This window comes from Zoogloea sp. (assembly GCF_030157465.1).
GTDB lineage: Bacteria > Pseudomonadota > Gammaproteobacteria > Burkholderiales > Rhodocyclaceae > Zoogloea.
Map to the genome: position 1 here is coordinate 1 of NZ_JAOAUU010000041.1, position 22,377 is coordinate 22,377.

The following is a 22,377-nucleotide window of genomic DNA, read 5'->3' on the forward strand; positions in this document are numbered from 1 at the left end:
CGTGCCGACTGGAGGTGATGACGGGCGGAAAAAGGGCTTCGCATGTCTGAGCCCGCAGGGCGAGTTTGCGAAGACCCCGCACGGCATCGCCGGAAGGAGGGAACCCCCGAAGGGGGCGCGGCAGCGGGGTACGTTTTCTTGCCTTCTTCTTTGTCGTACAACAAAGAAGAAGGTCGCCCGCCGGGGCGAGACCCGGCCAACGTAACGCTAAACACGGGAAAACCGTCCCGCAAGGCCTCACCGGTTCGCGGTCGAATGGAATGAACCACCAAGGTTCGCACAACGTGTGGAAAGCGCTTTCCCCGACAGTTGAGACCCTCCAAGCCCGGTGGGTCGGCCAGGAAGAGTGATTACACACTTAACGCGAGCATAGCTAACAAAAACGGCGCCCGAAGGCGCCGTTTTCAATACCGCTAAAGAACGTCGAATTACTTCTTGACGCCCATCTTGGTGAAGGCCTGGAAGGCTTCGGTGGAGGCCTTGGTCATCTGCTCGTAAGCGGCGCGAGCGGTGTCCATGGCGCCCTGGATGGTGCCGAGGGCGTTGTGGTCGCCGATGGGCATGCCCTTGAACATCTTCTGCATGGACTCGAACATGTCTGCACCGCCGCCGGTGAGCTGCTCGCTGACCATCTTGCCGACTTCGGCTTGGGTCTTGGCAGTGATCTCGGCGATTTCGCGGGCACAGGAGAGCATCTTTTCGGTGGTGCTCTGGGCGTAGGACGTGCGCAGGCTCATGGCTTCAGCCGGATCCTTGACGCCGGACAGGGCCTTGGCGTTCGCAACACCTTCTTCGAACAGGGACTTGGCGGTGCCCACCTGAAGTTCCATGATGCGCTGGGAGTTCTCGATGGAGAGCTGGGCCAGACGCATGGCGGCTTCGAGGTTCTTCTTCTGGATTTCGTTCAGTTGTTGCTGTTCTTGCTTGTTGGCCATATTTGTTCCTCCTGGTGTTTGTAATTGAGCTTTTTAGAGGTGCTAAACAACAATCAACTGCGACCTCACACGAAAACAATATCACACGCGGCTGCACCGTTAAGTGACACGCCTCAAAAAATGGCACATCTGCGCGTGTAAATGTTGCACTGCAGCAACAGTTTGCAAGAAATAACAGTCAGGGCATTTTAGCCAGCCCGGCACGGGCTTCCTCGGCCGATTCGAAAATGCCGGGTTTAAGCTGCCGTGCGTTCAATGCGTCGCCGAGTCTTGCCTTGAGAAAGGTGTTGGTGGCGTAGCGGGTGACCTGGGCATAGCAGGAGTTCATCAACCCCTTGATCATGTTGGCATAGGGGTCGATGAGTTCTTCCTGGATGTCGAAGCCGTGGTAATTCACGACGACCGGCACCTTGCGGCCGAGCGGCAGGAGGATGGCTTCCACGATGCTGCGGATGCGTTCGATATCGGCTTCGTGGCGCAGGCTCATGCTTTCGAAATCGACGAAGAAGATGTTCTGATCGGCGTCGTACTGAAAGCGCGATTCGAGGGGCACGGCCACGATGTCGGCGCGTAGCTGCATGGGTTCGTCGCGGAAGATGCGCGGGTCCATCGGGCGGGGCGTGCCGCGGATGACGGGCTTGAAGGCCATCAGGGCGAGGATGTCGCGCTCGATGTCGATGCCCGGCGCAACTTCGATCAGCTCGACGCCTTCGGAAGTCAGCTCGAAGACGCAGCGCTCGGTGACGTACAGCACCGGTTGCCGGCGGCGCAGGGCTTCCTGGCCGCTGAAGGTGCGGTGTTCGACTTCCTGCACGAACTTGCCGGAGCGGCCTTCGGCCAGAATCCGGAGCTGGCCGTCCTGCAGCGCAACTTCGAGCCCGCCGGCCGTGAAGGTGCCGACGAAGACGACCTTCTTGGCGTTCTGGCTGATGTTGATGAAGCCGCCGGCGCCGGTGAGCTTGGAGCCGAACTTGGAGACGTTGAGGTTGCCCTGGGCATCGGCCTGGGCGAGGCCCAGGAAGGCGATGTCGAGCCCGCCGCCGTCGTAGAAATCGAACTGGCTGGGCTGGTCGATGATGGCGGAGGTATTCACCGCGGCGCCGAAGTTGAGCCCGCCCTGGGGAATGCCGCCGATGACGCCGGGCTCGGCGGTGAGGGTCATCAGGTCGAGGATGCGCTCTTCGGTGGCCACGGCCGCCACGCCCTCGGGCATGCCGATGCCGAGGTTCACCACGGCGTTGGGCGTGAGCTCCATGGCGGCGCGGCGGGCGATGATCTTGCGCTCGCTCATTTCCATCGGTTCGAGGGACGTGAGGGGGATGCGGATCTCGCCGGAGAAGGCCGGGTTGTAGTGTTCGAGAAAGGTTTGCATGTGCCACTCGGGGCGTTCGGCAACCACCACGCAGTCGACCAGAATGCCGGGAATCTTTACCTGCCGTGGATTGAGCGAACCGGATTCGGCGATCCGCTCGACCTGGGCGATAACGATGCCGCCGCTGTTGCGGGCGGCCATGGCGATGGCCTGGCCTTCGAGGGTCAGGGCTTCCTTTTCCATCGTGATGTTGCCGTCCGGGTCGGCGGTGGTGCCGCGGATGATGCCGACGTGGATCGGGAAGGCCTTGTAGAAGAGGTATTCCTCGCCGTCGATTTCGATGATGCGGACGAGATCCTCGGTGGTGCATTCGTTGACCTTGCCGCCGCCGAAGCGCGGGTCGACGAAGGTGCCGAGCCCGACCCGGGTGAGGGTGCCCGGCTTGCCGGCGGCGATGTCGCGATAGAGGTGGGTGATGACGCCCTGGGGCAGGTTGTAGCCCTGGATGCGGTTGGCGACGGCCAGTTCCTGCAGGCGTGGCACCAGGCCCCAGTGGCCGCCGATCACTCTTGCGACGAGGCCGTCGTGGCCCAGGTGGTTGAGGCCCTTGTCCTTGCCGTCGCCCTGGCCGGCGCCGTAAACGAGGGTGAGGCCTTCGGGCTTGCCGCGGCCTGCCGGATCCTGCTCGCGGGTTTCGAGAAAGTACTGCTCGAGGGCGATGGCGATGTTTTCAGGGAAGCCGATGCCGACAAAGCCGGTGGTGGCGATGGTGTCGCCCGAGCGGATGAGTTTGACCGCGTCGGCGGCGCTGACGATCTTGCCGGTGTTGCGGCCCTGGGGACGCATGAATTTCTGGTTTTTAGGGTTCATCTCCACTCATCCTCTGGGGGCCTGTTGAAGTATCGAACGATACCTAAAGATCGCTGCCAGCGACGAGGGATGAGTGATTCCGAGCGATCTGCGTGACATGAAAAAGGCCGGAGCTCGTCCGGCCTGTGAGGGTTGAATTCAGGTGCAACCGGAGTGCTCAGGTCGCCGATTCCTTTTTCTTCAGGCGGTAGTTGAGCTGGGGGCGGGTGATTCGCAGCAGGCGCGCGGCACCCGACAGGTTGCCGCCGGATTCCTTCACCGCGTGCTGGAGCAGCGCTTCTTCCAGGTCGTCGAGGCCGATGCCGGCTTCAACGATGCGCGTACACAGATTTTCGATGGCACAGTCGGCATCGGCGAGGTTGCCCGAATCGTCGACGATCTGTTGTGCCGAGCCGAAATCCTGGGGTTCGGCAAAAAGATGCTCGATTTCGATCCACTCGTTTTGCGGCGTGAGGATCATGCCGCGCTCGATGATGTTTTCCAGCTCGCGGATGTTGCCCGGCCAGGGGTAGCCGCGGAGCGCGCGCAGCGCCTTGTCGGTGATGCCGGCGATGCGCTTGTCGTGCAGGGCGCTGAAGCGCAGCAGCATGGCCTCGACCATCGGCTGGATGTCGGCGATGCGATCGCGCAGCGGCGGAATGCGTACCGGGTAAACATTGAGCCGGTAGTACAGGTCGCTGCGGAAACGCCCGGCCTTGACTGCGGCCTGCAGGTCGACGTTGGTGGCTGCCACCAGGCGCACATTGATCTTGCGCACACGCTCGTCGCCGAGCCGTTCGATCTCGCCTTCCTGGAGCACGCGCAGGAGCTTGGCCTGGGCGGCGAGGGGCAGTTCGCCGACTTCGTCGAGGAACAGGGTGCCGCCTTCGGCCCGTTCGAACTTGCCGGCGCGGGATGCATGGGCGCCGGTGAAGGCACCTTTCTCGACGCCGAAGAGTTCGGATTCGATCAGGTCGTGGGGCAGGGCTGCGCAGTTGACGGCCACGAAGGGGCCGGCGGCGCGGCGGCTCATGTCGTGCAGGGCACGGGCGAAGCGCTCCTTGCCGACGCCGGTCTCGCCAAGCAGCAGGACGGTAACCTGGGTGGCTGCGGCCTTGTCGATCAGATCGTAGGCGTGACGAAAGCCGGCCGACGAGCCGATCAGGTTGGGGGGCTGCTGGGTGCGTTCCAGCGTTGCGCGCAGGGCGTCTACCTGGCCGCGGAGTTCGAGCATCTGGCTGAGTATGGAGTCCGCTTCGTAATAAGGTGTGTGCTGGGCCGCGTCGGGCCACTCGTCGACCGGCTTGCCGACAATGCGGCACTGGTTGTTGCCGGTTGCGGCGCAGGCGACTTCCTTGAACAGGATGAAGCGCCCCATGAAGGCCGAGGTGTAGCCTGAAGCGTAGCCGATCTGCATCCAGCAGACCGGGTGCTCGGCGTGGCCGAATTCGCGTACGTGGACTTCGGCTTCGTAGGAGTTGTCCCAGAGGAATTCGCCGTAGAAGGTGCCGGCCTTGACGTCCATGTCGAGGGTGACCGGCGTGACCAGCACGCTGCCTTCGAGCATGTGCAGCTGGGGGCCGGCCGAGAACACGTCCTTGGTGCACTTGCCGTTGCGCACTTTCTTGGCAAGCTCGGCATCACGGGCGCCGGAGGCGTAGCCCATGCGAGTGAGGATGCGGCGGGCCTGGTCGATGCCCAGCGATTCGATGAGTTCCTTGCGTAAGGCCGAGAGTGCAGCGGCATGCATCAGAATCATGCGGCTCTCGTCGAGCCAGATCAGGCCCTTCTCGGCACAAAACCGTACGAGGCTTCGCAGGTCGCTGTCCTGCGGGTACTGGATGGTGCTCACGGTCTCTCCTCCGTTGATCTCGCCGCTGCATCTATTAGTAGTGATTTCTGGTTTTTTGGACCAGTGCAGCGGAAGAGGCTCCTTATACAACATGCAGGGTGTAGCGGGGTGCCCGAACTGAAAAACGATATCAGCTTGCATTATTCGTTCATCAACGATAATAATATAAAATCTCGAGAAAAATAGCTAGCACTGCTTCTGCGGCACCGTGAAGCGTGACCGCGTGGCATCCAGGAGGGGTAATGGCCGAGAAGCATTTGGTTCACATTGAGAACAGCGGTGAGGATTACCTCTGCGCGCCAGACCAGAACCTGCTGCGCGGCATGGAGGTTCTTGGGCGTCGCGGCATTCCGGTGGGCTGCCGGGGCGGCGGCTGCGGGGTGTGCAAGGTACACATCACGGCGGGAGAGTACGAGGCCCGCAAGATGAGCAAGTCTTGCGTGTCGGACGAAGAGCTGGCCCAGGGCATCGTGCTGGCCTGTCGGGCCTTTCCCCGCGGTGAGGTGTCGCTGACTGTCGTCGGCAAGATGGTCAAGACGGTGTGCGCAGGCGCGCCGTGCGGGTCGGACTGAGGCAGGCGGGCACCGACCGGATCCCTATTCGTTTTTCGTTTTTCGTTCCGCAACCAGGAGCACCACACCGGCAGATCCCTCCCTCCTGCCGGGCTCCCTGGTTTTTATGGCCGTCACGCAATGTGACGGCCATTTTTTTTGTCGTCCCGGCTGTGCGCTGAACCTGCGCTTACAGCGGCCAGCAACGAGGTTTTGGGGCCATTCAGGCGGCGGCGGTCGAGCGTTTGTCGTTCGCCGGCGAGGGGCTTCACCAGATCATTAAGCTGCATTGCAGCATTTCATCAATTGATCGACCTATAAACAGGGTTTTTGGCCCCATTAATTTAATGATGAGAATTTCCTGTTTTAAATCAAGTGACTGAACTTCCTGGCATGAGACTTGATATAGACATCGTGGTGTTCGATACCAGACCGAGGAAACGATGATCGATCCGACGAACCCGTCAGTTGACATGAATCGCAAGTACGTCCGTATCGTGGAGAAGCGGCCCGACGGCATGGTGGAGTTCGAGTTTTCCATCTCCGACCCTTCGATTTACGTCGAGATGTTGCTGCCCGAAGCGGCCTACGAGGATTTCTGCCGGACCAACCGGGTGATCCTCATAGAAGGCACGCGGCCGGAAACGGAAGAGGGCAGCGACTGGAACTGGAACCTGCACGAGGCAACGCATCAGCGTTTCCGCTAGATAAGCCGGAAAGCATCCCGGAACCTTAAAACAGAGGAGGAGAAATACATGCATATCGACCTGCAAACGGTTTCCATCAAGCCGCTGCGACACACCTTCGACAACATCGCCCGCCGCATCGGCGCCGACAAGCCGGCTACCCGCTACCAGGAAGGCACCCTGGACATGCAGCAGACGGCCAACTTCCACTACCGCCCGACCTGGGATCCGGATCACGATATTTACGATGCGTCCCGCAGCGCCATCAAGATGGCCGACTGGTACGCCTTCAAGGATCCGCGCCAGTTCTACTACGGTGCCTACACCCTGGCCCGTGCCAAGCAGCAGGACACCGCCGAAGCCAATTTCGACTTCGTCGAGAGCCGCGGCATGGCAGCCAACCTGCCGGAATCCGTGCGCGACACCGTGCTCAAGCTGCTGATTCCCCTGCGCCACGTGGCCTGGGGCTCCAACATGAACAACGCCGCGATCTGTGCGTACGGCTACGGCACGGGTTTCTCCCAGCCGCACATCTTCCAGTCGATGGACCAGCTTGGCATCGCCCAGTACATCACCCGCGTCGGCCTGCTGCTGGGCAGCGTCGAGGTGCTGGACGATGCCAAGAAGTCCTGGGTTGAGGATGACACCTGGCAGGGCCTGCGCCGTCTCGTCGAAGACAGCATGGTCGTTCAGGATCCGTTCGAACTGTTCGTCGTGCAGAACGTGGTGCTCGACGGTCTGCTGTATCCGCTGGTGTACGAAACCATCATCGACGACGTGCTGTCGGCCCAGGGTGGTACCTCGGTGGCGATGCTGACCCAGTTCATGACCGACTGGTTTGCCGAAACCAAGAAGTGGGCTGACGCGACGGTCAAGATCGCCGCTGCGGAATCCGCCGAAAACAAGGAGATCCTGGCCAAGTGGATCGTCGAATGGCGCGACCGCGCTGCCGCCGCGCTGCTGCCGGTTGCCCGCATTGCCCTCGGCGATCGCACCGACGAGCTGATGGGCGAGGTCGTCCAGCAATTCAATGCACGCATGACCAAGGCCGGTGTGGCCGTTTAAGGAAAACCTGATGTCGAATGTATTTATTGCGCTGCAAACCAACGAAGACACCCGCCAGATCATCGAGGCCATCGTTCAGGACAATCCCCACGCCGTTGTGAACGAACAGCCGGCCATGGTGAAGATCGACGCCGAAGGCAAGCTGGTCGTGCGCCGCGAAACCATCGAGGAGCTGATCGGCCGCTCCTACGACCTGCAGGAACTCCAGGTCAACCTGATCACCATGTCGGGCAACCTCGATCAGACCGACGACGAAATGATCCTTTACTGGAACGCTTGAGCCCCAAGGAGACATAAAAATGGATATGCAAGTAGCCAAGAAAAAGCTCGGCCTCAAAGAGCGCTATGCGGTCATGACGCGCGGCCTGGACTGGACGCCGTCGTACCAGAAGATGGAAGACATCTACCCGTACATGGCCTATGAAGGCATCAAGATTCACGACTGGGACAAGTGGGAAGATCCGTTCCGCCTGACCATGGATGCCTACTGGAAGTACCAGTCCGAGAAAGAGCGCAAGCTGTACTCGGTGCTGGACGCCTACATCCAGAGCAACGGCCACCTGAACGTTACCGACGCCCGTTACCTGAACACCGTGAAGCTGTTCGTGAGCGGCATCAGCCCGCTCGAATACGTGGCACACCGTGGCTTTGCCCACGCTGGCCGCCAGTTCCCCGGCCCCGGCCCGCGCGTCGCCTGTCTGATGCAGTCGCTCGACGAGATCCGTCACGCCCAGACCCAGATCCACGCCGTCTCGAACTACAACAAGTACTACAACGGCATGCATGACTTCCACCATGCGCACGACCGCGTGTGGTTCCTGTCGGTGCCGAAGAGCTTCTTCGACGACGCCATCACCGCCGGCCCCTTCGAGTTCATGGTGGCCATCGGCTTCAGCTTCGAGTACGTGCTGACCAACCTGCTGTTCGTGCCCTTCGTTTCCGGCGCGGCCTACAACGGCGACATGGGCACCATGACCTTCGGCTTCTCGGCCCAGTCCGATGAAGCCCGTCACATGACCCTGGGCCTCGAAGTCATCAAGTTCATCCTGCAGCAGGATCCGGCCAACGTGCCGATCGTGCAGCGCTGGATCGACAAATGGACCTGGCGCGGCTACCGCGTGCTGACCCTCGTCGCGATGATGATGGACTACATGCTGCCCAAGCGCACCATGAGCTGGAAGGAAGCCTGGGAGGTTTACTTCGAGCAGAACGGTGGCGCCCTGTTCAAGGATCTGGCCCGCTACGGCATCACGATCCCCAAGTGCACCGAGCACATCGCCCTCGAAAAGGACCACCTGTCGCACCAGGCCTGGAGCACCTTCTACAACTACGCCGCCGCCACCAACTTCCACACCTGGATGCCGGACGCCGACGAAATGGAATGGCTGTCTGCCAAGTACCCGGAAAGTTACGACAAGTATTACCGTCCGCGCATGGAGTTCTGGCGTGAAGAGGCTGCCAAGGGCAACCGCTTCTACAACAAGACGCTGCCGATGCTGTGCCAGACCTGCCAGATCCCGCTGGTGTTCACCGAGCCGGGCGATCCGACAAAGATCTGCTACCGCGAAGTGGACTACAAGGAAGACAAGTACCACTTTTGTTCCGACCACTGCAAAAAGATCTTCGAAGACGAACCCGAGAAGTACGTCCAGGCCTGGCTGCCGGTTCACCAGATCTACCAGGGCAACTGCTTCCCCGAAGGCACCGACCCGACGGTCGAGGGCTTCGATCCGCTTGCCGCGGTGATTAAGTACTACCACCTCGAATTCGGTCGTGACAACCTCGATTTCGAGGGCTCGGAAGACCAGAAGAACTTCGCCGAATGGCGTGGCCAGGCGACCAAGAACGCCTGATGCCGCGTACCGCGGGTGCCTGGCACCCGCGGCTTTGAAGAATCAGCAAGGAGACAAGACATGGCTGTAGCTGCCGTCAAGGAATACAACTTTCCCCCCGCCGACACCGTCGACAAGTTTCACGGCGCCCAACTGCTCTACATCGGCTGGGAAGACCACCTGATGTTCTGCGCACCGTTCGCCTTCCCGTTCCCGCCGACGATGCGCTTCGGCGACATCCTCGTCGGCGTGCTGCCGGGCGTTTATGGCTACCACCCGGATTTCGCCCAGATCGACTGGGCCAAGGCCGAGTGGTTCAAGTCGGGCAAGCCCTGGCAGCCGGATGTCGAGAAGTCGCTGGCCGAGAACGGACTCAAGCACAAGGACGTGATCCGCTTCCGTACGCCGGGCCTGACCGGCATCAAGGGGTCCTGCAGCTAAGAAGTATCAAAGCGTTATAAGAACAAGGCGACCTGTGGGAGCAGGTCGCTGCTTTTCCGCCCGACCGAGAACGGACAAGAACCATGAGTTACGAACTGACCATTGAACCGATCGGCCAGACGATCGAAGTCGAGGACGACCAGACGATTCTCGACGCCGCACTGCGCGCCGGCATCTGGCTGCCCCACGCCTGCTGCCACGGCCTGTGTGCCACCTGCAAGGTGATTGTCACCGATGGCGAAGTCGACCACGGCGATGCCTCCAGCTTTGCACTGATGGACTTCGAACGTGACGAGGGCAAGACGCTCGCCTGCTGCGCCCGCCTGCAAAGTGATGTGACCATCGAAGCCGAAATCGACGAAGAGCCGGATGCCGAATCGATCCCGGTGCGCGATTTCCCCGGCACCGTTTCGCGAATCGTTACGCTGACTCCGACCATCAAGGCCATCTTCGTCGAACTCGACGAGGCGATCCACTTCCAGGCCGGCCAGTACGTCAACGTACACATTCCAAGCCTCGGCATCAGCCGCGCCTTTTCGCTGGCCAACGTGCCCTCCACTGGGCGCGAGATCGAGCTCAACATCCGGATCGTTCCCGGCGGTACCGGCACCACCTATCTGCACGAGCAACTCAAGGCGGGCGACCGCATCACGATTTCCGGCCCGTATGGTCGCTTCTTCGTGCGCAAGTCTGCCGCTACGGGATCGATTTTCATGGCGGGCGGCTCCGGTCTGTCCAGCCCGCGCTCGATGATCCTCGATCTGCTGGAAGAGGGCAGCACCCTGCCGATAACGCTGGTCTATGGCCAGCGGACGCGGGACGAGCTGTACTACCACGACGAGTTTGTCGCGCTGGCTGAGAAGCACCCCAATTTCACCTACGTTCCGGCGCTGTCGAATGAACCGGACAGTTCCGACTGGGATGGCTTCCGTGGTTATGTGCACGATGCAGCCAAGGCCCATTTCGACAACGACTTCCGCGACCACAAGGCCTACCTCTGTGGCCCGCCGGTGATGATCGACGCGTGCATCACGACCCTCATGCAGGGCCGCCTGTTCGAGAACGACATCTACACCGAAAAATTCTTCTCGGCCGCCGATGCGCAGCAGGTCCGCAGCCCCCTCTTCAAGCGGGTTTGAGCTTTATCAAAGAATATCGAGAAAACAGAAAATTATCGCGAAACTATCGGTATTCTCCCTGATGCTGTAGTTGGTATTTTTTGTTGGCTAACCCACCTCGATCCGGACTTTATAAAAACCGGGCGAGGACTTTCCGGAGGAGAAATTTATGGCAATGACTGGTGTTCTGCGTCCCGGCCACATCGCACTGCGCGTCCTGGATCTCGAAGAAGGTATCAACTTTTACAAAAACACCCTCGGCCTGGTCGAGACCGGCCGCGACAGCCAGGGCCGCGTTTACTTCAAGGCCTGGGACGAGCGTGACCACAACAGCGTGCTGATCCGCGAAGCGGAACAAGCGGGTGTTGATTTCTTCGCTTTCAAGGTTGCCGACAAGGCAACCCTGGAAAAGCTGGATGGCGACCTGAAGGCCTACGGCCTCACCACCGAGCGCATCCCCGCCGGTGAAATGCTTGAAACCGGCGAGCGCGTGCGCTTCCAGATTCCGTCCGGCCACCTGATCGAGCTTTACGCCGACAAGACCGACATCGGCAACGGCCAGGCCTACGTCAACCCGGATCCGTGGATTCCGGCCGCCGAGCACGGCATCGCGCCGAGCCGCATGGACCACTGCCTGCTGTACGGTCCGGACATCGAGAAGGTTCAGGAAATCTTCGAGAAGGTGCTGGGCTTCTTCCTCGTCGAGCACGTGGTCATGGAAGACGGCAAGACCGACCTCGCGATCTGGCTGTCCTGTTCCACCAAGGCCCACGACATCGCCCTGGTACGTCACCCCGAGCCGAACAAGCTGCACCACGTGGCCTTCAAGCTGGACAGCTGGGAAAAGGTGCTGCGCGCAGCCGACCTCATGTCGATGAATCGCATCTCCATCGACATCGGCCCCACGCGTCACGGCATCACCCGCGGCACGACGATTTACGCTTTCGACCCGTCGGGCAACCGCTTCGAAACCTTCTGCGGCGGTTACGATACCTACCCCGACTACAAGGCCATCAAGTGGACCTGGGACGAAGTCGGCCCGGGCATCTTCTACCACGACCGCAAGCTCAACGAGCGCTTCCTGACGGTCGTTTCCTGATCGTTTGAAGAGTCGTTGAACAATGCAGAACGGCGGGGAAACCCGCCGTTCTGTTAAGCCTTGCAAAAGCCGGAATGCCCGGCAGGTGTAGTGCCCCGGCTGGTCGATCAGCTCAGAAGGTTGGCCGGCAGTTTGCGAACGGCTTCCAGCGTACGCAGGATGTGCTCGGTGAGGATGCGCGTGGCTTCCTGCGCGTTACGCGCCAGGGCCGCATCGACGATGGCCTGATGTTCGGCATGCACATCGCGGGAAATCGGCTGGCGGAAGAGGGACAGGCGCCTGTAGCGCTCCGACTGGAGGTAGAGGATGTTCTGGAAATGGCGTACCCACCGCGACGGGCAGGCTGAAATCAGCACCTCGTGGAAAACCCGGTTGCGCTCTTCCCATTCTTCCCGGGCGGCGTCGGTGCCATCCTCGAGCTTGTCCTCGGCCCGGGACAGCATGTGGAAGGCTGCCACCACGCTGGCTTCCCAGTTGTCGTCGCCGAGTTCGATGGACTGCTGCAGGGCCACGGTTTCAAGAAGTACGCGGGTGCGGGTGATGTCTTCGAAATCGTCGAGCGAAATCGGCGCGACTCGAAAGCCGCGCTGCCCCTGGGCCACCACCAGCGCGTCGGTGACCAGAAGTTGCAGGGCCTCGCGCAGCGTACCGGCGCCCACTGAATACTGGTCCTTGAGATGTTCGACGCGCAGTTTGTCGCCGGGGTGGTGAATCCCCTCAATGATGTCCCTGCGCAGCTGCCGATACGCCGCTTCGGCGAGAGTCTTGGGACTATCTGCATGGCTGGCCGCCACGTCGGAGACGCTAGCAAAATCGTTCATTGTTTTGGATTCTCTGTTCATGCCTGCACCAGAATTCTCGCAGGTTCAAGCTAATTTTAGCCGAATTGTCTTATCGCGGTGATGGATAAAAATCTCGAGAAAACATTGACGGCGAAATCAGAAGCAAATATCGTTGGCACGAACGCGCTCTTCTATAACACTTGATCCGGAAACCACCATGAGCCAGAAACCCGTTTCATCCGTCGCAGTTCCCCAGTCGGTCATCTCTGCCGAAGCGGTCAGCGTGGCACTCGAGGCTGCGATCGGGCACGCGGCCAAGCTGGGTGTGAAGATCAACGTGGCGGTGGCAGACAGCGGTGGCAACCTGTCCGGCTTCCTGCGCATGCCCGGCGCCTTCCTGCAGTCGATCGATATCGCCATCGACAAAGCCTACACGGCGTCCGGCTTCGGCTTTTCGACCAAGGACTGGATGAAGGTGATCGGCCACGATGAAGGCATGAAGCTGGGTTTCTCGGCCCGTCCGCGCCTGGTGGTGTTCGGTGGTGGCCTGCCGATCCGTGTGGCGGGCGAGCTGATTGGCGGCATCGGTGTTTCCGGTGCCTCGGAAGAGCAGGACGAAGAGTGCGCACGTGCCGCACTCCTGGCCATCGGCGCGGAGTAAGCCGGGCAGGGGTTTTCCTGACTGCCGATTTCGTGTTCCATGGAGTAAATTTCGCCCCCCGAATCACCCGCTTTCAACCGGCGCAGCTGGGCTGCGCGCAGGTTGTAGTTCACAGACAGAGGTATTCATGGATCTTCAACTGGCAGGCAAGCGCGCTCTCATCACCGGTTCGACTTCTGGCATCGGCTTTGCCACGGCCCGGTCGCTGGCCTCTGAAGGCGCAGAGATCATCCTCAACGGACGCAGCCGCTCCGGCGTTGCCGTGGCCGTCGAGCGCCTGCTCGAAGCCGTGCCCGGGGCCCGAGTCAGCGGCATTGCCGCCGACCTCTCCAGCGTTACCGGTTGCGAGACGCTCACCGCCGCCTGTCCCGATGTGGACATCCTCGTGAACAACATGGGCATCTTCGAACCGAAACCCTTCGAGGAAATCGCCGACGAGGAATGGTTCGACTTTTTCGAGACCAACGTGATGAGCGGTGTGCGTCTCACCCGTCACTATCTTCCGGCGATGAAGGCCCGCAACTGGGGCCGCGTGGTGTTCATCTCCAGCGAGTCGGGCGTCTGCCCGCCGGCCGAGATGGTGCACTACGGCATGAGCAAGGCGGCCCAGCTGTCGGTGGCGCGCGGCATTGCCGAAACCTGCACAAGCTCCGGTGTTACCGTGAATTCCGTACTCCCCGGCCCGACCCGCACCGAAGGTGTCGCGACGTTCTTTGGCCGACTGGCTGAAGAGCAGGGCGTTTCTGTGGAAGAGGCCGAGCGGGCCTTCTTTGCCAACGCCCGGCCAACCTCGATCATCAAGCGCCTCATCGACCCTGCCGAGGTCGCTGCCATGGTCACCTATGTTTGTAGTCCGCTGTCGTCCGCCACCCATGGCGCGGCCCTGCGGGTCGAAGGCGGCGTCGTCCGCAGCATGGTTTAACCCCAGCGTTTCAACAGGAAAAATCTTAACGATGAGCAAAAAAATCAAATGTGCCCTCATCGGTCCCGGCAACATCGGAACCGACCTGCTGGCCAAACTGATGCGCAGCCCCGTCCTTGAGCCGGTGTGGATGGTGGGTATCGATCCCGAGTCCGACGGCCTCAAGCGGGCCCGCGAAATGGGCATCAAGACCACCGCCGACGGCGTGGATGGCCTCCTGCCCCACGTGATCGCCGACGGCGTCCAGATCGCCTTCGATGCCACCAGCGCCTACGTGCACGCGGAAAACACCCGCAAGCTCAACGCGCTCGGCGTGCTGATGATCGACCTGACCCCGGCCGCCATCGGCCCGTTCTGTGTGCCGCCGGTCAACCTCGTCGATCACGTCGGCAGCGGCGAGATGAACGTGAACATGGTCACCTGTGGTGGCCAGGCCACCATTCCGATGGTCGCGGCGATTTCCCGCGTCCAGAAGGTGAGCTACGGCGAGATCATCGCCACCATCTCCTCCAAGAGCGCCGGCCCCGGCACCCGCAAGAACATCGACGAATTCACCCGCACCACCTCCGGCGCGATTGAAAAGGTCGGCGGCGCCGCCAAGGGCAAGGCCATCATCATCATCAACCCGGCCGAACCCCCGCTGATGATGCGCGACACCGTGCATTGCCTCGTCGAAGGCGAACCCGACCAGGCCCGGATCACCGAATCCATCCACGCGATGATCAAGGAAGTCCAGAAGTACGTGCCTGGCTACAAGCTGGTCAATGGCCCGGTGTTCGACGGCAACCGCGTGTCCGTCTTCCTGGAAGTCGAAGGTCTGGGCGACTACCTGCCCAAGTACGCCGGCAACCTGGACATCATGACCGCCGCCGCTGCCCGTACTGCCGAGATGTTTGCCGAAGAAATGATCGCCGGCCGTCTCACGCTGAAACCCGTCACCGCTTAAGGAACCGGACATGGATCTCAAAGGTAAAAAAATCACTGTCCACGACATGACCCTGCGCGACGGGATGCACCCGAAGCGTCACCTCATGTCCCTCGAGCAGATGAAGAGCATCGCCACCGGCCTCGACGAAGCCGGCGTGCCGCTGATCGAAGTCACCCACGGCGACGGCCTGGGCGGCAGCTCGGTGAACTACGGCTTCCCGGCCCACACCGACGAGGAATACCTCTCCACCGTCATCCCGCTGATGAAGCAGGCCAAGGTTTCGGCGCTGCTGCTGCCGGGCATCGGCACCGTCGACCACCTGAAGGTGGCGCGCGAGCTGGGCGTGAACACCATCCGCGTGGCCACCCACTGTACCGAGGCCGACGTCTCCGAGCAGCACATCAGCTTCGCCCGCAAGCTCGACATGGACACCGTCGGCTTCCTGATGATGTCCCACATGAACACGCCGGAAGGCCTGGTCAAGCAGGCCAGGCTGATGGAATCCTACGGCGCCAACTGCATCTACGTGACCGACTCCGCCGGCCACCTGCTGCCCGACGGCGTCAAGGCCCGCCTTTCCGCCGTGCGTGACGCGCTCAAGCCGGAAACCGAGCTGGGCTTCCACGGCCACCACAACCTGGCCATGGGCGTCGCCAACAGCATCGCCGCCATCGAAGTGGGCGCCACGCGCATCGACGCCGCCGCTGCGGGCCTCGGCGCCGGTGCCGGCAACACCCCGATGGAAGTCCTGATCGCCGTGTGCAGCCTGATGGGCATCGAGACCGGCGTGGATGTGGCCAAGATCACCGACGTGGCCGAAGACCTGGTTGTTCCGATGATGGACTTCCCGATCCGCATCGACCGCGATGCGCTCACCCTTGGCTACGCCGGCGTGTATGGCTCCTTCCTGCTGTTCGCCAAGCGCGCCTCCGTCAAGTACGGCGTGCCGGCGCGGGACATTCTGGTCGAACTGGGCCGCCGTGGCATGGTCGGCGGTCAGGAAGACATGATCGAGGACACCGCCATCACGATGGCCAAGGCTCGCGGCCTGATGGCCTAAAGCCCCAGGCGGGGCGCTCCGGTGCCCCGCCTGTATTGATCACAAGTTTTACGACAAGGGAGAGCGACATGCCGTTTGCGCAGGTTCACATCACCGAAGGCCACAGCCCCGAGCAGAAGCGGGTGCTCATCGAGAAGATCACCCAGGCCGTGCACGACTCCATCGGCGCGCCCAAGCCCAACATCCGCGTGTGGCTCCGCGAGCTGCCAAAGACCGACTACGGCATCGGCGGCGAGCCGGTGGAAGCCCTCGACGACGCCAACGCGCCCTTCGCCCAAATGTTCATGATGGAAGGCCGCACCGAAGAGCAGAAGGCCGCCGTCATCGACCTGGTCAGCCAGGCCTTCGTCACCGCCCTCGGCACTGCCCTCGAGAAGACCCGGGTGTGGATCACCGAAGTGCCCAAGACCAACTGGGGCATCGGCGGCAAGACGGCCAAGAACATCGGCCGCTGAACACCGCTTTTGCGCGGCTCGCCACCTTGCAGGGGGCCGCGCCGGTTGTAACGCAGTAAAAAAAAGAGCAATTCCATAGTTATCCATTGGAGGGGAACCTTATGAAGAAATCAGCTATTGCACTCATCGTCGGCAGCCTGTTCCTGGCGGCTGGTGCCGCCCAGGCCAAGGAAGGCGGCGACCAGTCCGCGCCGGGCGCCGAAAACTGGATGGCGGGCGCGCTGCCGCCGGCCGGCTTCTACTTCAAGAACTATCTGGGCCACTACGGCGGCAAGCTGCAGGACGGCAAGGGCAACGATGCCAAGCTCGGCCCCAACCAGGTGGGTGCGCGTGCCGACGTCACCTTCGACGTGCTGCGCTTCATCTACGTCACCAACATCAAGATCCTTGGCGGCGACTACGCCGTGCAAGCCTTCGTGCCGGTGGTCAACCAGAGCCTGAGCTTCGCCGGCAACCGCGGCAGCAAGTTCGGTATCGGCGACATGTTCTTCACCCCGGTGGCGATCGGCTGGCACCACAGCCCCGAGCTGCACACCATCGCCGCCCTCGACGTCTTCCTGCCGACCGGCGAATACGACAAGAACGACCCGGCTCGCAGCCTTGGCTCCAACTACGTCGCCTACGAGGCCGTGTATGCCGTCACCTGGCTGCCCAAGGGCAACTGGGAAGTCACCGGCAAGTTCATGTACAACATGAAGCAGAAGAACGGCGACACCAAGTATCAGTCGGGTGACGAGTTCCACATGGACTACCTGGTCGGCAAGAAGTATGGCGACTGGGGCTTCGGTCTCGCCGGCTACTACCTGAAGCAGCTGGATAGCGACAAGCAGAACGGCGTTGTGGTTCCCGCGGTTCAGGGTCTCCGTTCCGCCGGCAACAAGGGCCAGGTCTTCGCCATCGGCCCGAGCGTCAAGTACTCCACCAAGACCGGCACCACCTTCATGGCCCAGTGGCAGCGCGAGATGGCGGTGGAAAACCGCTTCCAGGGCGACAAGCTGTGGTTCAACGTGGTGATGCCCCTGTAATTCTCCTCAGACGGCTCCGCCATGGCGGGGCCTGATGACGTGAGTCAAGCCAGTCAGCCTAACGCTGACTGGCTTTTTGCATTTATTTCAACGAAAGAAGACGCCCCCGATGACCCGCCCGAGCTCCCGCCTGCCCGCCTCCCTGCGGGCGCTCGCCCATCGCAATTACCGCTTCTATTTTGTCGGCCAGGCGGTCTCCATCCTGGGTTCGTGGATCCAGCAGGTGTCGCTTTCGTGGCTGGTCTATCGCATCACCGGTTCTGCGGCGCTGCTGGGCGTCACGGCGTTTTGCGCGCTGGTGCCCCAGTTGCTGGTCGGCCCGCTGGCGGGCGCGTGGATCGACAAGCAGGACAAGAAAAAATGGCTGCTCGCCGCGCAGGCATTGCTTGCCGTGCAGGCTTTCGTGCTGGCGTTTCTCACCTGGATGGACTGGATCGGCCCCACCCTGATCGTGCTGATGTCGCTGTTGCTGGGGCTCGTCAACAGTTTCGATACGCCGCTGCGCCAGTCGCTGATCAACAGCTTTGTCGGACACAAGGAAGATCTGCCCAATGCGCTGGCCCTCAATGCCATGTTGTTCAACAGCGGGCGCTTCATCGGCCCGCCCCTGGCCGGACTGCTGCTGGGGCTCACGTCCGAGGCGGCCTGTTTTGCGATCAACGGCCTGTCTTTTCTCGCCCTCATCATCGGTCTGCTGTTCATCAAGGTGACTGAACCGCCGCGGGCCAGCGGCTCGATGAGCGAGGTGTTTTGCGAGGGGCTGGATTACGCCTGGCACACCTGGCCGGTGCGCATGCTCATCCTGACCCTGATGGCGCTCAACCTCACGGCCTCGGCCTACGCCGTGCTGCTGCCGGTATTCGCCCGCGACGTGTTCGCCGGTAACGCGACAACCCTGGGCTGGCTGTGGGGCGCGGCGGGGGGCGGTGCCTTCATGGCGACGATTTTTCTGGCCACCCGCCGACGCCTGCCGGGGCTCATCAGCGCCGTGGTGGCGGGGTGCGTGATCAGTGCGCTGTCGATCATCGTGTTCGCGCTGGCGTCCACCCTGCCGCTGGCGATGGGGGCGATGATCGGGGTGGGCTTCGGAATTTCCGTGTGCAACGTGGGCATCAACATGCTGCTGCAGGGTATGGCGCCGGATCAGCTGCGGGGGCGGGTGGTGTCTTTCTTCACGTCGGCGCGCTTCGGTTTCGATGCCCTCGGCGGCTTGTTCGCCGGGCTGCTGGCCACGGCCATCGGGGCCGGGCCAAGCCTGCTGGCGGAGGGGGTGGTGCTGCTGGCTTTTGTCGCCTTTTTGCTCACCCGTCGCCGGCGCCTGCTGGCGCTGGTCACCGAAAGCCATGGCTGACGACAAAAAAATGCTGTGCTGCGGCATCAACCGGGGCCGCTGAAATAACCCACGGCACAATCAGGCCGTATACTCAGTACCTCATGAATTTTGGAGCCATCCATGCGCTACGGAGAGTTTGACACCGCTTCCCTCATGTACATCACCAACCGCCCCGATCTCGTTTTCGAGCGCGGCGAAGGGGCGTGGCTGTACGACCATAACGGCAAGCGCTACCTCGATTTCATCCAGGGCTGGGCGGTCAACTGCCTCGGCCACTGTCCGCCGGAAATCCGCGATGCGCTGGTCAAGCAGGCCAGCACGCTGCTCAACCCGAGCCCGGCCTTCTACAACGGCCCGATGGTCGAGCTTGCCGGCCTGCTCACTGCCAACTCGGTTTTTGACCGCGTGTTCTTCGCCAACACCGGCGCTGAAGCCAACGAAGGCGCGATCAAGCTGGCCCGCAAGTGGGGCAAGGTCAACAAGGGCGGTGCTTACGAAATCATCACCTTCGACCACTCCTTCCACGGTCGCACGCTGGCCACCATGTCGGCTTCCGGCAAGCCGGGCTGGGACACCATGTACGCGCCGCAGGTGCCGGGCTTCCCGAAGGCCGACCTCAACGACATCGCGTCCGTCGAGGCGCTGATCACCGACAAGACCGTTGCCGTGATGCTGGAGCCGGTGCAGGGCGAGGGCGGCGTGATTCCGGCCGATCCCGTGTTCATGCAGGCCCTGCGCAAGCTCACCCGCGAGCGCGGCCTGCTGCTCATCGTCGACGAAGTGCAGGCCGGCATGGGCCGTACCGGCACCCTGTTTGCCTACGAGCACTCGGGCATCGAGCCGGACATCATGACCCTCGGCAAGGGCATCGGCGGCGGCGTGCCGCTGGCGGCGCTGCTGGCCACCGAGTCGGTTGCCTGCTTCGAGCCGGGCGAGCAGGGCGGCACCTACAACGGCAACCCGCTGATGACGGCGGTTGGTGTGGCGGTGATCAAGCGCCTTACTTCGGAGGGTTTCCTCGAGTCCGTCCTCGCGCGTGGCGAATATCTCAAGAAGCGCCTGCTCGAGCTGTCGGCCAAACACGGCCTCAAGGGCGAGCGCGGTTCCGGCCTGCTGCGGGCCCTGATCCTCGACGACGAGCGCGGTCCGGCCATCGTCCAGGCGGCACTCACCATGGAGCCGCAGGGCGTGCTGCTCAACTCTCCGCGGCCCAACCTGCTGCGCTTCATGCCGGCCCTCAACGTCAGCGAAGCCGAGATCGACCAGATGATCGATGCGCTGGATATCCTGCTGAAGAAGTAACAGCACGGATCTCGGACCAAAAAATGGCGCCCACCCGTGGCGCCATTTTTTTGTCCATTTGCGGGGCTGTGCTTTGTTAAATTTGCCTGGGCGGCATAGCGGGATATCGTGTCCCGGCTATGAATTCCAGGTGTATTGAGTCACTATGAATTCCGGTGATATTCACTGAAGAGGTTCCGGATCGTGGTGACATTTTCTGGTAATGATCAACGTATCAGGGACCCTGAAGTTGAAATCAAAGCGACGTTTCAATGGGCACACCTGCTTCCGGCGCCAGACGGAGCGCTTTGCCCGTCGCCCGCGGCGGGCGGCGCCACGGACTGGATCCGCAAGCTTGCCGCGGGGGGCCTGGCTGACGCGGCCATCCTCGCCGGCCTGCGTGTCATTGACGTTCAACTGAGCCGCGGAGCAGGGCTGGCAAGCCTTGCGGGCCCGCGCGCCGAACTCCTCGCCCTGCTGGATGTACCCGTAACCGCGCCGCTTCTGGCGAGCGAGTCATGGCTGCGCCTGGGCGTGCTGGCGCTGCTCGCCGAGGCCGATGTCGTTCAGGCGGTCGAGACTGCACAAAAGTCCTTGCACCTTGCCGTCGAAGGCGACGAAATCTCCCTGCAGCTTTCCTGCCTGGCCTTGCTCGGCGTCGCCGATGCCCTGGCGGGCAGGGTGGTTCGGGCTGACGTGCGCTTGAGCGATGCGGTGTTCCTGTGCGCCCGCCGCGACGCGACGCTGCTGGCCCAGGTCGTCGTGCGTGGTGCGGCAGGCCTGGTGGCCCTGATGCTCGGCGAGCCGGAGCGCGCCGATGCCGAACTCGTCACCGCCGCCGGTCTGGCCGGCGCGGCGGGCCTGCCCGAGGCCGTGCCGGTGCTCCTCCTCGGCCATCGCCTCTACGCGGCAGCGGCGCTGGGGCGCGAGGCGGAGAGTGCCGACTGCGCGCGCCTCCTGGGGGAAGTGTGCATTCCGGCGGGCCGCTGCCTCCTGTGTGCCTACCGTCATCTTGCCCTCGGCGTACTGGCGCTGCGCAGCGGCCAGGCCTTGCGTGCTCTGGAGCGCGCCGATGCCTGTATCGAGCAGGCGGGGGCGGGCGGCGTCGGCCTGCTGTTGGCCCTGGGCACGCTCCTGCGCGTGCAGGCCCTGGCCGATCTGCACCGCGGCCCGGAGGCCCGGGAGGCCTTCAAGCTCGCCAGCCCTGGCTGGCTCGCCACAGGCCTCAACCGGATCGCGGCCGTCGCCCATCAGGAACTCGCGATGCTCGACGCCCGGAGCGGCGAGCGGGACCGCGCCCGCACGGGTCTTGCCGCGGCGCGGGCGCTCGTTCCGGCTGGCGAGATGCTGCGCCCTCTCCATCGGCCACGCGCATGGGTGGATGAACTGGAGGCCCTGCTCGGCGGTACCGGCGTCCAGCCAAGAGTGCGCATCCAGACCCTCGGCGAGTTCATCGTCGAGATTGACGGCCGGCGCATCTACGACCGCGACTGGAAGGGCCAGCGCACCCGCATGCTGCTCATCGCGCTGATCTGCGAAGGCGGCCAGAAGGTGCCCGCCACCCGCCTCGCCGACATGCTGTGGCCGGACGCGGAGGGCGACAAGGCGCTGCAGAACCTGAAGGTGGCACTGCACCGCCTGCGCCGGCTGGGGTGCCTGGAAGGCGACGAGCCGGTGAATTGGGTGCATGTGAAGCATGGTGTGGTGAGCCTGGTGCGGGGCTTGTGCTGGGTGGATGTGCATGAGATGGAGGCGCTGCTTGATGCAAGAGCAAATTGGCGTGAAGTGATCGTCCAGCACGACGAGGGTGAGTTTCTGCCGGGCGATTTCAGTCACCCGTGGGTGGTGCGTTATCGAGAGCGGATCCAGTTCATGCTTGAGAAACAAGAGAACGAGACAGGTGTTTCGAGTCTGTAACTGATCTGGAACCTCTCCGGGGTGAAACTTCAACAAGGCAAATTAAGCCATCCCGTCATGATGTTCAATAAAACGATCAGGAGACCAAATGATGATGAAGCGTGCACTGATGACTGTTGCTGTGGTTGGCGCATTGGCAGCTACGGGAGCTCCAGCTAACGCGGCCGATGATGTACGTATCGCTACTTTGCCGGGCACAGGATGGCAGGTGACGAGTACTGCCCCGGTGGGTATGGCGTGGACTTCTGTTGGCTTTGATGCGTCGAGTTGGAG

General features: G+C 62.3%; 22 protein-coding genes. 18 read left to right on the forward strand and 4 right to left on the reverse strand.

The window, feature by feature from the left end:
- Window positions 1-428: 428 nt before the first annotated feature.
- The 3 genes from Q1W26_RS04395 to Q1W26_RS04405 all read right to left on the reverse strand — a co-directional run bounded on the left by Q1W26_RS04395 (window position 429) and on the right by Q1W26_RS04405 (window position 4,948).
- Window positions 429-935: a phasin family protein gene (locus Q1W26_RS04395; RefSeq protein WP_300436385.1), complete on the reverse strand. Its 507-nt coding sequence runs from the start codon at window positions 933-935 to the stop codon at window positions 429-431.
- A gap of 178 nt (window positions 936-1,113) precedes the next feature.
- The gene (locus Q1W26_RS04400) at window positions 1,114-3,117 is read right to left on the reverse strand and encodes an acyl CoA:acetate/3-ketoacid CoA transferase (protein WP_300436388.1); all 2,004 of its coding nucleotides are present in this window, start codon (window positions 3,115-3,117) and stop codon (window positions 1,114-1,116) included.
- A gap of 157 nt (window positions 3,118-3,274) precedes the next feature.
- Entirely contained in the window at window positions 3,275-4,948 is a 1,674-nt protein-coding gene (locus tag Q1W26_RS04405; RefSeq protein ID WP_300436391.1) for a sigma-54-dependent Fis family transcriptional regulator, read from the reverse strand.
- Between the two features lie 242 nt (window positions 4,949-5,190).
- Between Q1W26_RS04405 and Q1W26_RS04410 the strand changes: the two genes are divergently transcribed.
- From Q1W26_RS04410 to Q1W26_RS04445, 8 genes are all read left to right on the forward strand, one after another.
- Window positions 5,191-5,520 (forward strand): 2Fe-2S iron-sulfur cluster-binding protein, encoded by a 330-nt coding sequence (locus tag Q1W26_RS04410; protein WP_300436393.1) that lies wholly within the window; start codon window positions 5,191-5,193, stop codon window positions 5,518-5,520.
- 452 nt (window positions 5,521-5,972) lie between these two features.
- Window positions 5,973-6,206 carry a phenol hydroxylase subunit gene (locus Q1W26_RS04415; RefSeq protein ID WP_366143635.1) on the forward strand — a complete coding sequence of 78 codons (234 nt, stop codon included), beginning with the start codon at window positions 5,973-5,975 and terminating at the stop codon, window positions 6,204-6,206.
- A gap of 48 nt (window positions 6,207-6,254) precedes the next feature.
- Window positions 6,255-7,250 (forward strand): aromatic/alkene monooxygenase hydroxylase subunit beta, encoded by a 996-nt coding sequence (locus tag Q1W26_RS04420; RefSeq protein WP_300436396.1) that lies wholly within the window; start codon window positions 6,255-6,257, stop codon window positions 7,248-7,250.
- A 10-nt stretch (window positions 7,251-7,260) separates the two neighbouring features.
- Entirely contained in the window at window positions 7,261-7,530 is a 270-nt protein-coding gene (locus tag Q1W26_RS04425; RefSeq protein ID WP_300436399.1) for an MmoB/DmpM family protein, read from the forward strand.
- Between the two features lie 19 nt (window positions 7,531-7,549).
- Entirely contained in the window at window positions 7,550-9,103 is a 1,554-nt protein-coding gene (locus Q1W26_RS04430) for an aromatic/alkene/methane monooxygenase hydroxylase/oxygenase subunit alpha (RefSeq protein ID WP_300436402.1), read from the forward strand.
- A 60-nt stretch (window positions 9,104-9,163) separates the two neighbouring features.
- Complete coding sequence (locus tag Q1W26_RS04435; protein ID WP_300436405.1) at window positions 9,164-9,523, forward strand: phenol hydroxylase subunit P4; 360 nt, start codon at window positions 9,164-9,166, stop codon at window positions 9,521-9,523.
- Between the two features lie 83 nt (window positions 9,524-9,606).
- Window positions 9,607-10,662, forward strand: a complete 1,056-nt coding sequence (locus tag Q1W26_RS04440) for a phenol 2-monooxygenase domain-containing protein (RefSeq protein ID WP_300436407.1) — start codon at window positions 9,607-9,609, stop codon at window positions 10,660-10,662.
- Window positions 10,663-10,810: 148 nt separating this feature from the next.
- A complete protein-coding gene (locus Q1W26_RS04445; protein WP_300436410.1) occupies window positions 10,811-11,740 on the forward strand; it encodes a catechol 2,3-dioxygenase in 930 nt (309 codons plus the stop codon).
- Between the two features lie 107 nt (window positions 11,741-11,847).
- Here Q1W26_RS04445 and Q1W26_RS04450 read toward each other — a convergent pair whose 3' ends face one another.
- Entirely contained in the window at window positions 11,848-12,561 is a 714-nt protein-coding gene (locus tag Q1W26_RS04450) for an FCD domain-containing protein (protein ID WP_300436413.1), read from the reverse strand.
- A gap of 178 nt (window positions 12,562-12,739) precedes the next feature.
- On the opposite strand from Q1W26_RS04450, the gene Q1W26_RS04455 reads away from it, so the two are divergent.
- The 10 genes from Q1W26_RS04455 to Q1W26_RS04500 form a co-directional block, all read left to right on the forward strand.
- Window positions 12,740-13,183 (forward strand): heme-binding protein, encoded by a 444-nt coding sequence (locus Q1W26_RS04455; protein ID WP_300436415.1) that lies wholly within the window; start codon window positions 12,740-12,742, stop codon window positions 13,181-13,183.
- 127 nt (window positions 13,184-13,310) lie between these two features.
- Complete coding sequence (locus tag Q1W26_RS04460; RefSeq protein WP_300436418.1) at window positions 13,311-14,105, forward strand: SDR family NAD(P)-dependent oxidoreductase; 795 nt, start codon at window positions 13,311-13,313, stop codon at window positions 14,103-14,105.
- A gap of 31 nt (window positions 14,106-14,136) precedes the next feature.
- Complete coding sequence (locus Q1W26_RS04465; protein WP_300436421.1) at window positions 14,137-15,051, forward strand: acetaldehyde dehydrogenase (acetylating); 915 nt, start codon at window positions 14,137-14,139, stop codon at window positions 15,049-15,051.
- 10 nt (window positions 15,052-15,061) lie between these two features.
- The gene (gene dmpG, locus Q1W26_RS04470) at window positions 15,062-16,093 is read left to right on the forward strand and encodes a 4-hydroxy-2-oxovalerate aldolase (RefSeq protein ID WP_300436424.1); all 1,032 of its coding nucleotides are present in this window, start codon (window positions 15,062-15,064) and stop codon (window positions 16,091-16,093) included.
- Between the two features lie 35 nt (window positions 16,094-16,128).
- Window positions 16,129-16,548, forward strand: coding sequence for a 2-hydroxymuconate tautomerase (locus Q1W26_RS04475; RefSeq protein WP_300436427.1), 420 nt, complete (start codon window positions 16,129-16,131; stop codon window positions 16,546-16,548).
- A 101-nt stretch (window positions 16,549-16,649) separates the two neighbouring features.
- Entirely contained in the window at window positions 16,650-17,573 is a 924-nt protein-coding gene (locus tag Q1W26_RS04480; protein WP_300436430.1) for a transporter, read from the forward strand.
- 109 nt (window positions 17,574-17,682) lie between these two features.
- A complete protein-coding gene (locus Q1W26_RS04485) occupies window positions 17,683-18,924 on the forward strand; it encodes an MFS transporter (RefSeq protein WP_300436432.1) in 1,242 nt (413 codons plus the stop codon).
- 102 nt (window positions 18,925-19,026) lie between these two features.
- A complete protein-coding gene (locus tag Q1W26_RS04490) occupies window positions 19,027-20,208 on the forward strand; it encodes an acetylornithine transaminase (protein ID WP_300436435.1) in 1,182 nt (393 codons plus the stop codon).
- A gap of 183 nt (window positions 20,209-20,391) precedes the next feature.
- Entirely contained in the window at window positions 20,392-22,104 is a 1,713-nt protein-coding gene (locus Q1W26_RS04495) for a hypothetical protein (protein ID WP_300436438.1), read from the forward strand.
- Between the two features lie 88 nt (window positions 22,105-22,192).
- Window positions 22,193-22,377, forward strand: a 185-nt coding sequence (locus Q1W26_RS04500; protein WP_300436441.1) for a hypothetical protein, incomplete at its 3' end; no start/stop codon positions are given.

Coding starts and splice junctions, on each gene's coding strand:
- Q1W26_RS04395 (WP_300436385.1), bottom strand. CDS start 935: ATGGCCAACAAGCAAGAACAGCAACAACTGAACGAAATCCAGAAGAAG.
- Q1W26_RS04400 (WP_300436388.1), bottom strand. CDS start 3,117: ATGAACCCTAAAAACCAGAAATTCATGCGTCCCCAGGGCCGCAACACC.
- Q1W26_RS04410 (WP_300436393.1), top strand. CDS start 5,191: ATGGCCGAGAAGCATTTGGTTCACATTGAGAACAGCGGTGAGGATTAC.
- Q1W26_RS04415 (WP_366143635.1), top strand. CDS start 5,973: ATGAATCGCAAGTACGTCCGTATCGTGGAGAAGCGGCCCGACGGCATG.
- Q1W26_RS04420 (WP_300436396.1), top strand. CDS start 6,255: ATGCATATCGACCTGCAAACGGTTTCCATCAAGCCGCTGCGACACACC.
- Q1W26_RS04425 (WP_300436399.1), top strand. CDS start 7,261: ATGTCGAATGTATTTATTGCGCTGCAAACCAACGAAGACACCCGCCAG.
- Q1W26_RS04430 (WP_300436402.1), top strand. CDS start 7,550: ATGGATATGCAAGTAGCCAAGAAAAAGCTCGGCCTCAAAGAGCGCTAT.
- Q1W26_RS04435 (WP_300436405.1), top strand. CDS start 9,164: ATGGCTGTAGCTGCCGTCAAGGAATACAACTTTCCCCCCGCCGACACC.
- Q1W26_RS04440 (WP_300436407.1), top strand. CDS start 9,607: ATGAGTTACGAACTGACCATTGAACCGATCGGCCAGACGATCGAAGTC.
- Q1W26_RS04445 (WP_300436410.1), top strand. CDS start 10,811: ATGGCAATGACTGGTGTTCTGCGTCCCGGCCACATCGCACTGCGCGTC.
- Q1W26_RS04450 (WP_300436413.1), bottom strand. CDS start 12,561: ATGAACGATTTTGCTAGCGTCTCCGACGTGGCGGCCAGCCATGCAGAT.
- Q1W26_RS04455 (WP_300436415.1), top strand. CDS start 12,740: ATGAGCCAGAAACCCGTTTCATCCGTCGCAGTTCCCCAGTCGGTCATC.
- Q1W26_RS04460 (WP_300436418.1), top strand. CDS start 13,311: ATGGATCTTCAACTGGCAGGCAAGCGCGCTCTCATCACCGGTTCGACT.
- Q1W26_RS04465 (WP_300436421.1), top strand. CDS start 14,137: ATGAGCAAAAAAATCAAATGTGCCCTCATCGGTCCCGGCAACATCGGA.
- dmpG (WP_300436424.1), top strand. CDS start 15,062: ATGGATCTCAAAGGTAAAAAAATCACTGTCCACGACATGACCCTGCGC.
- Q1W26_RS04480 (WP_300436430.1), top strand. CDS start 16,650: ATGAAGAAATCAGCTATTGCACTCATCGTCGGCAGCCTGTTCCTGGCG.
- Q1W26_RS04485 (WP_300436432.1), top strand. CDS start 17,683: ATGACCCGCCCGAGCTCCCGCCTGCCCGCCTCCCTGCGGGCGCTCGCC.
- Q1W26_RS04490 (WP_300436435.1), top strand. CDS start 19,027: ATGCGCTACGGAGAGTTTGACACCGCTTCCCTCATGTACATCACCAAC.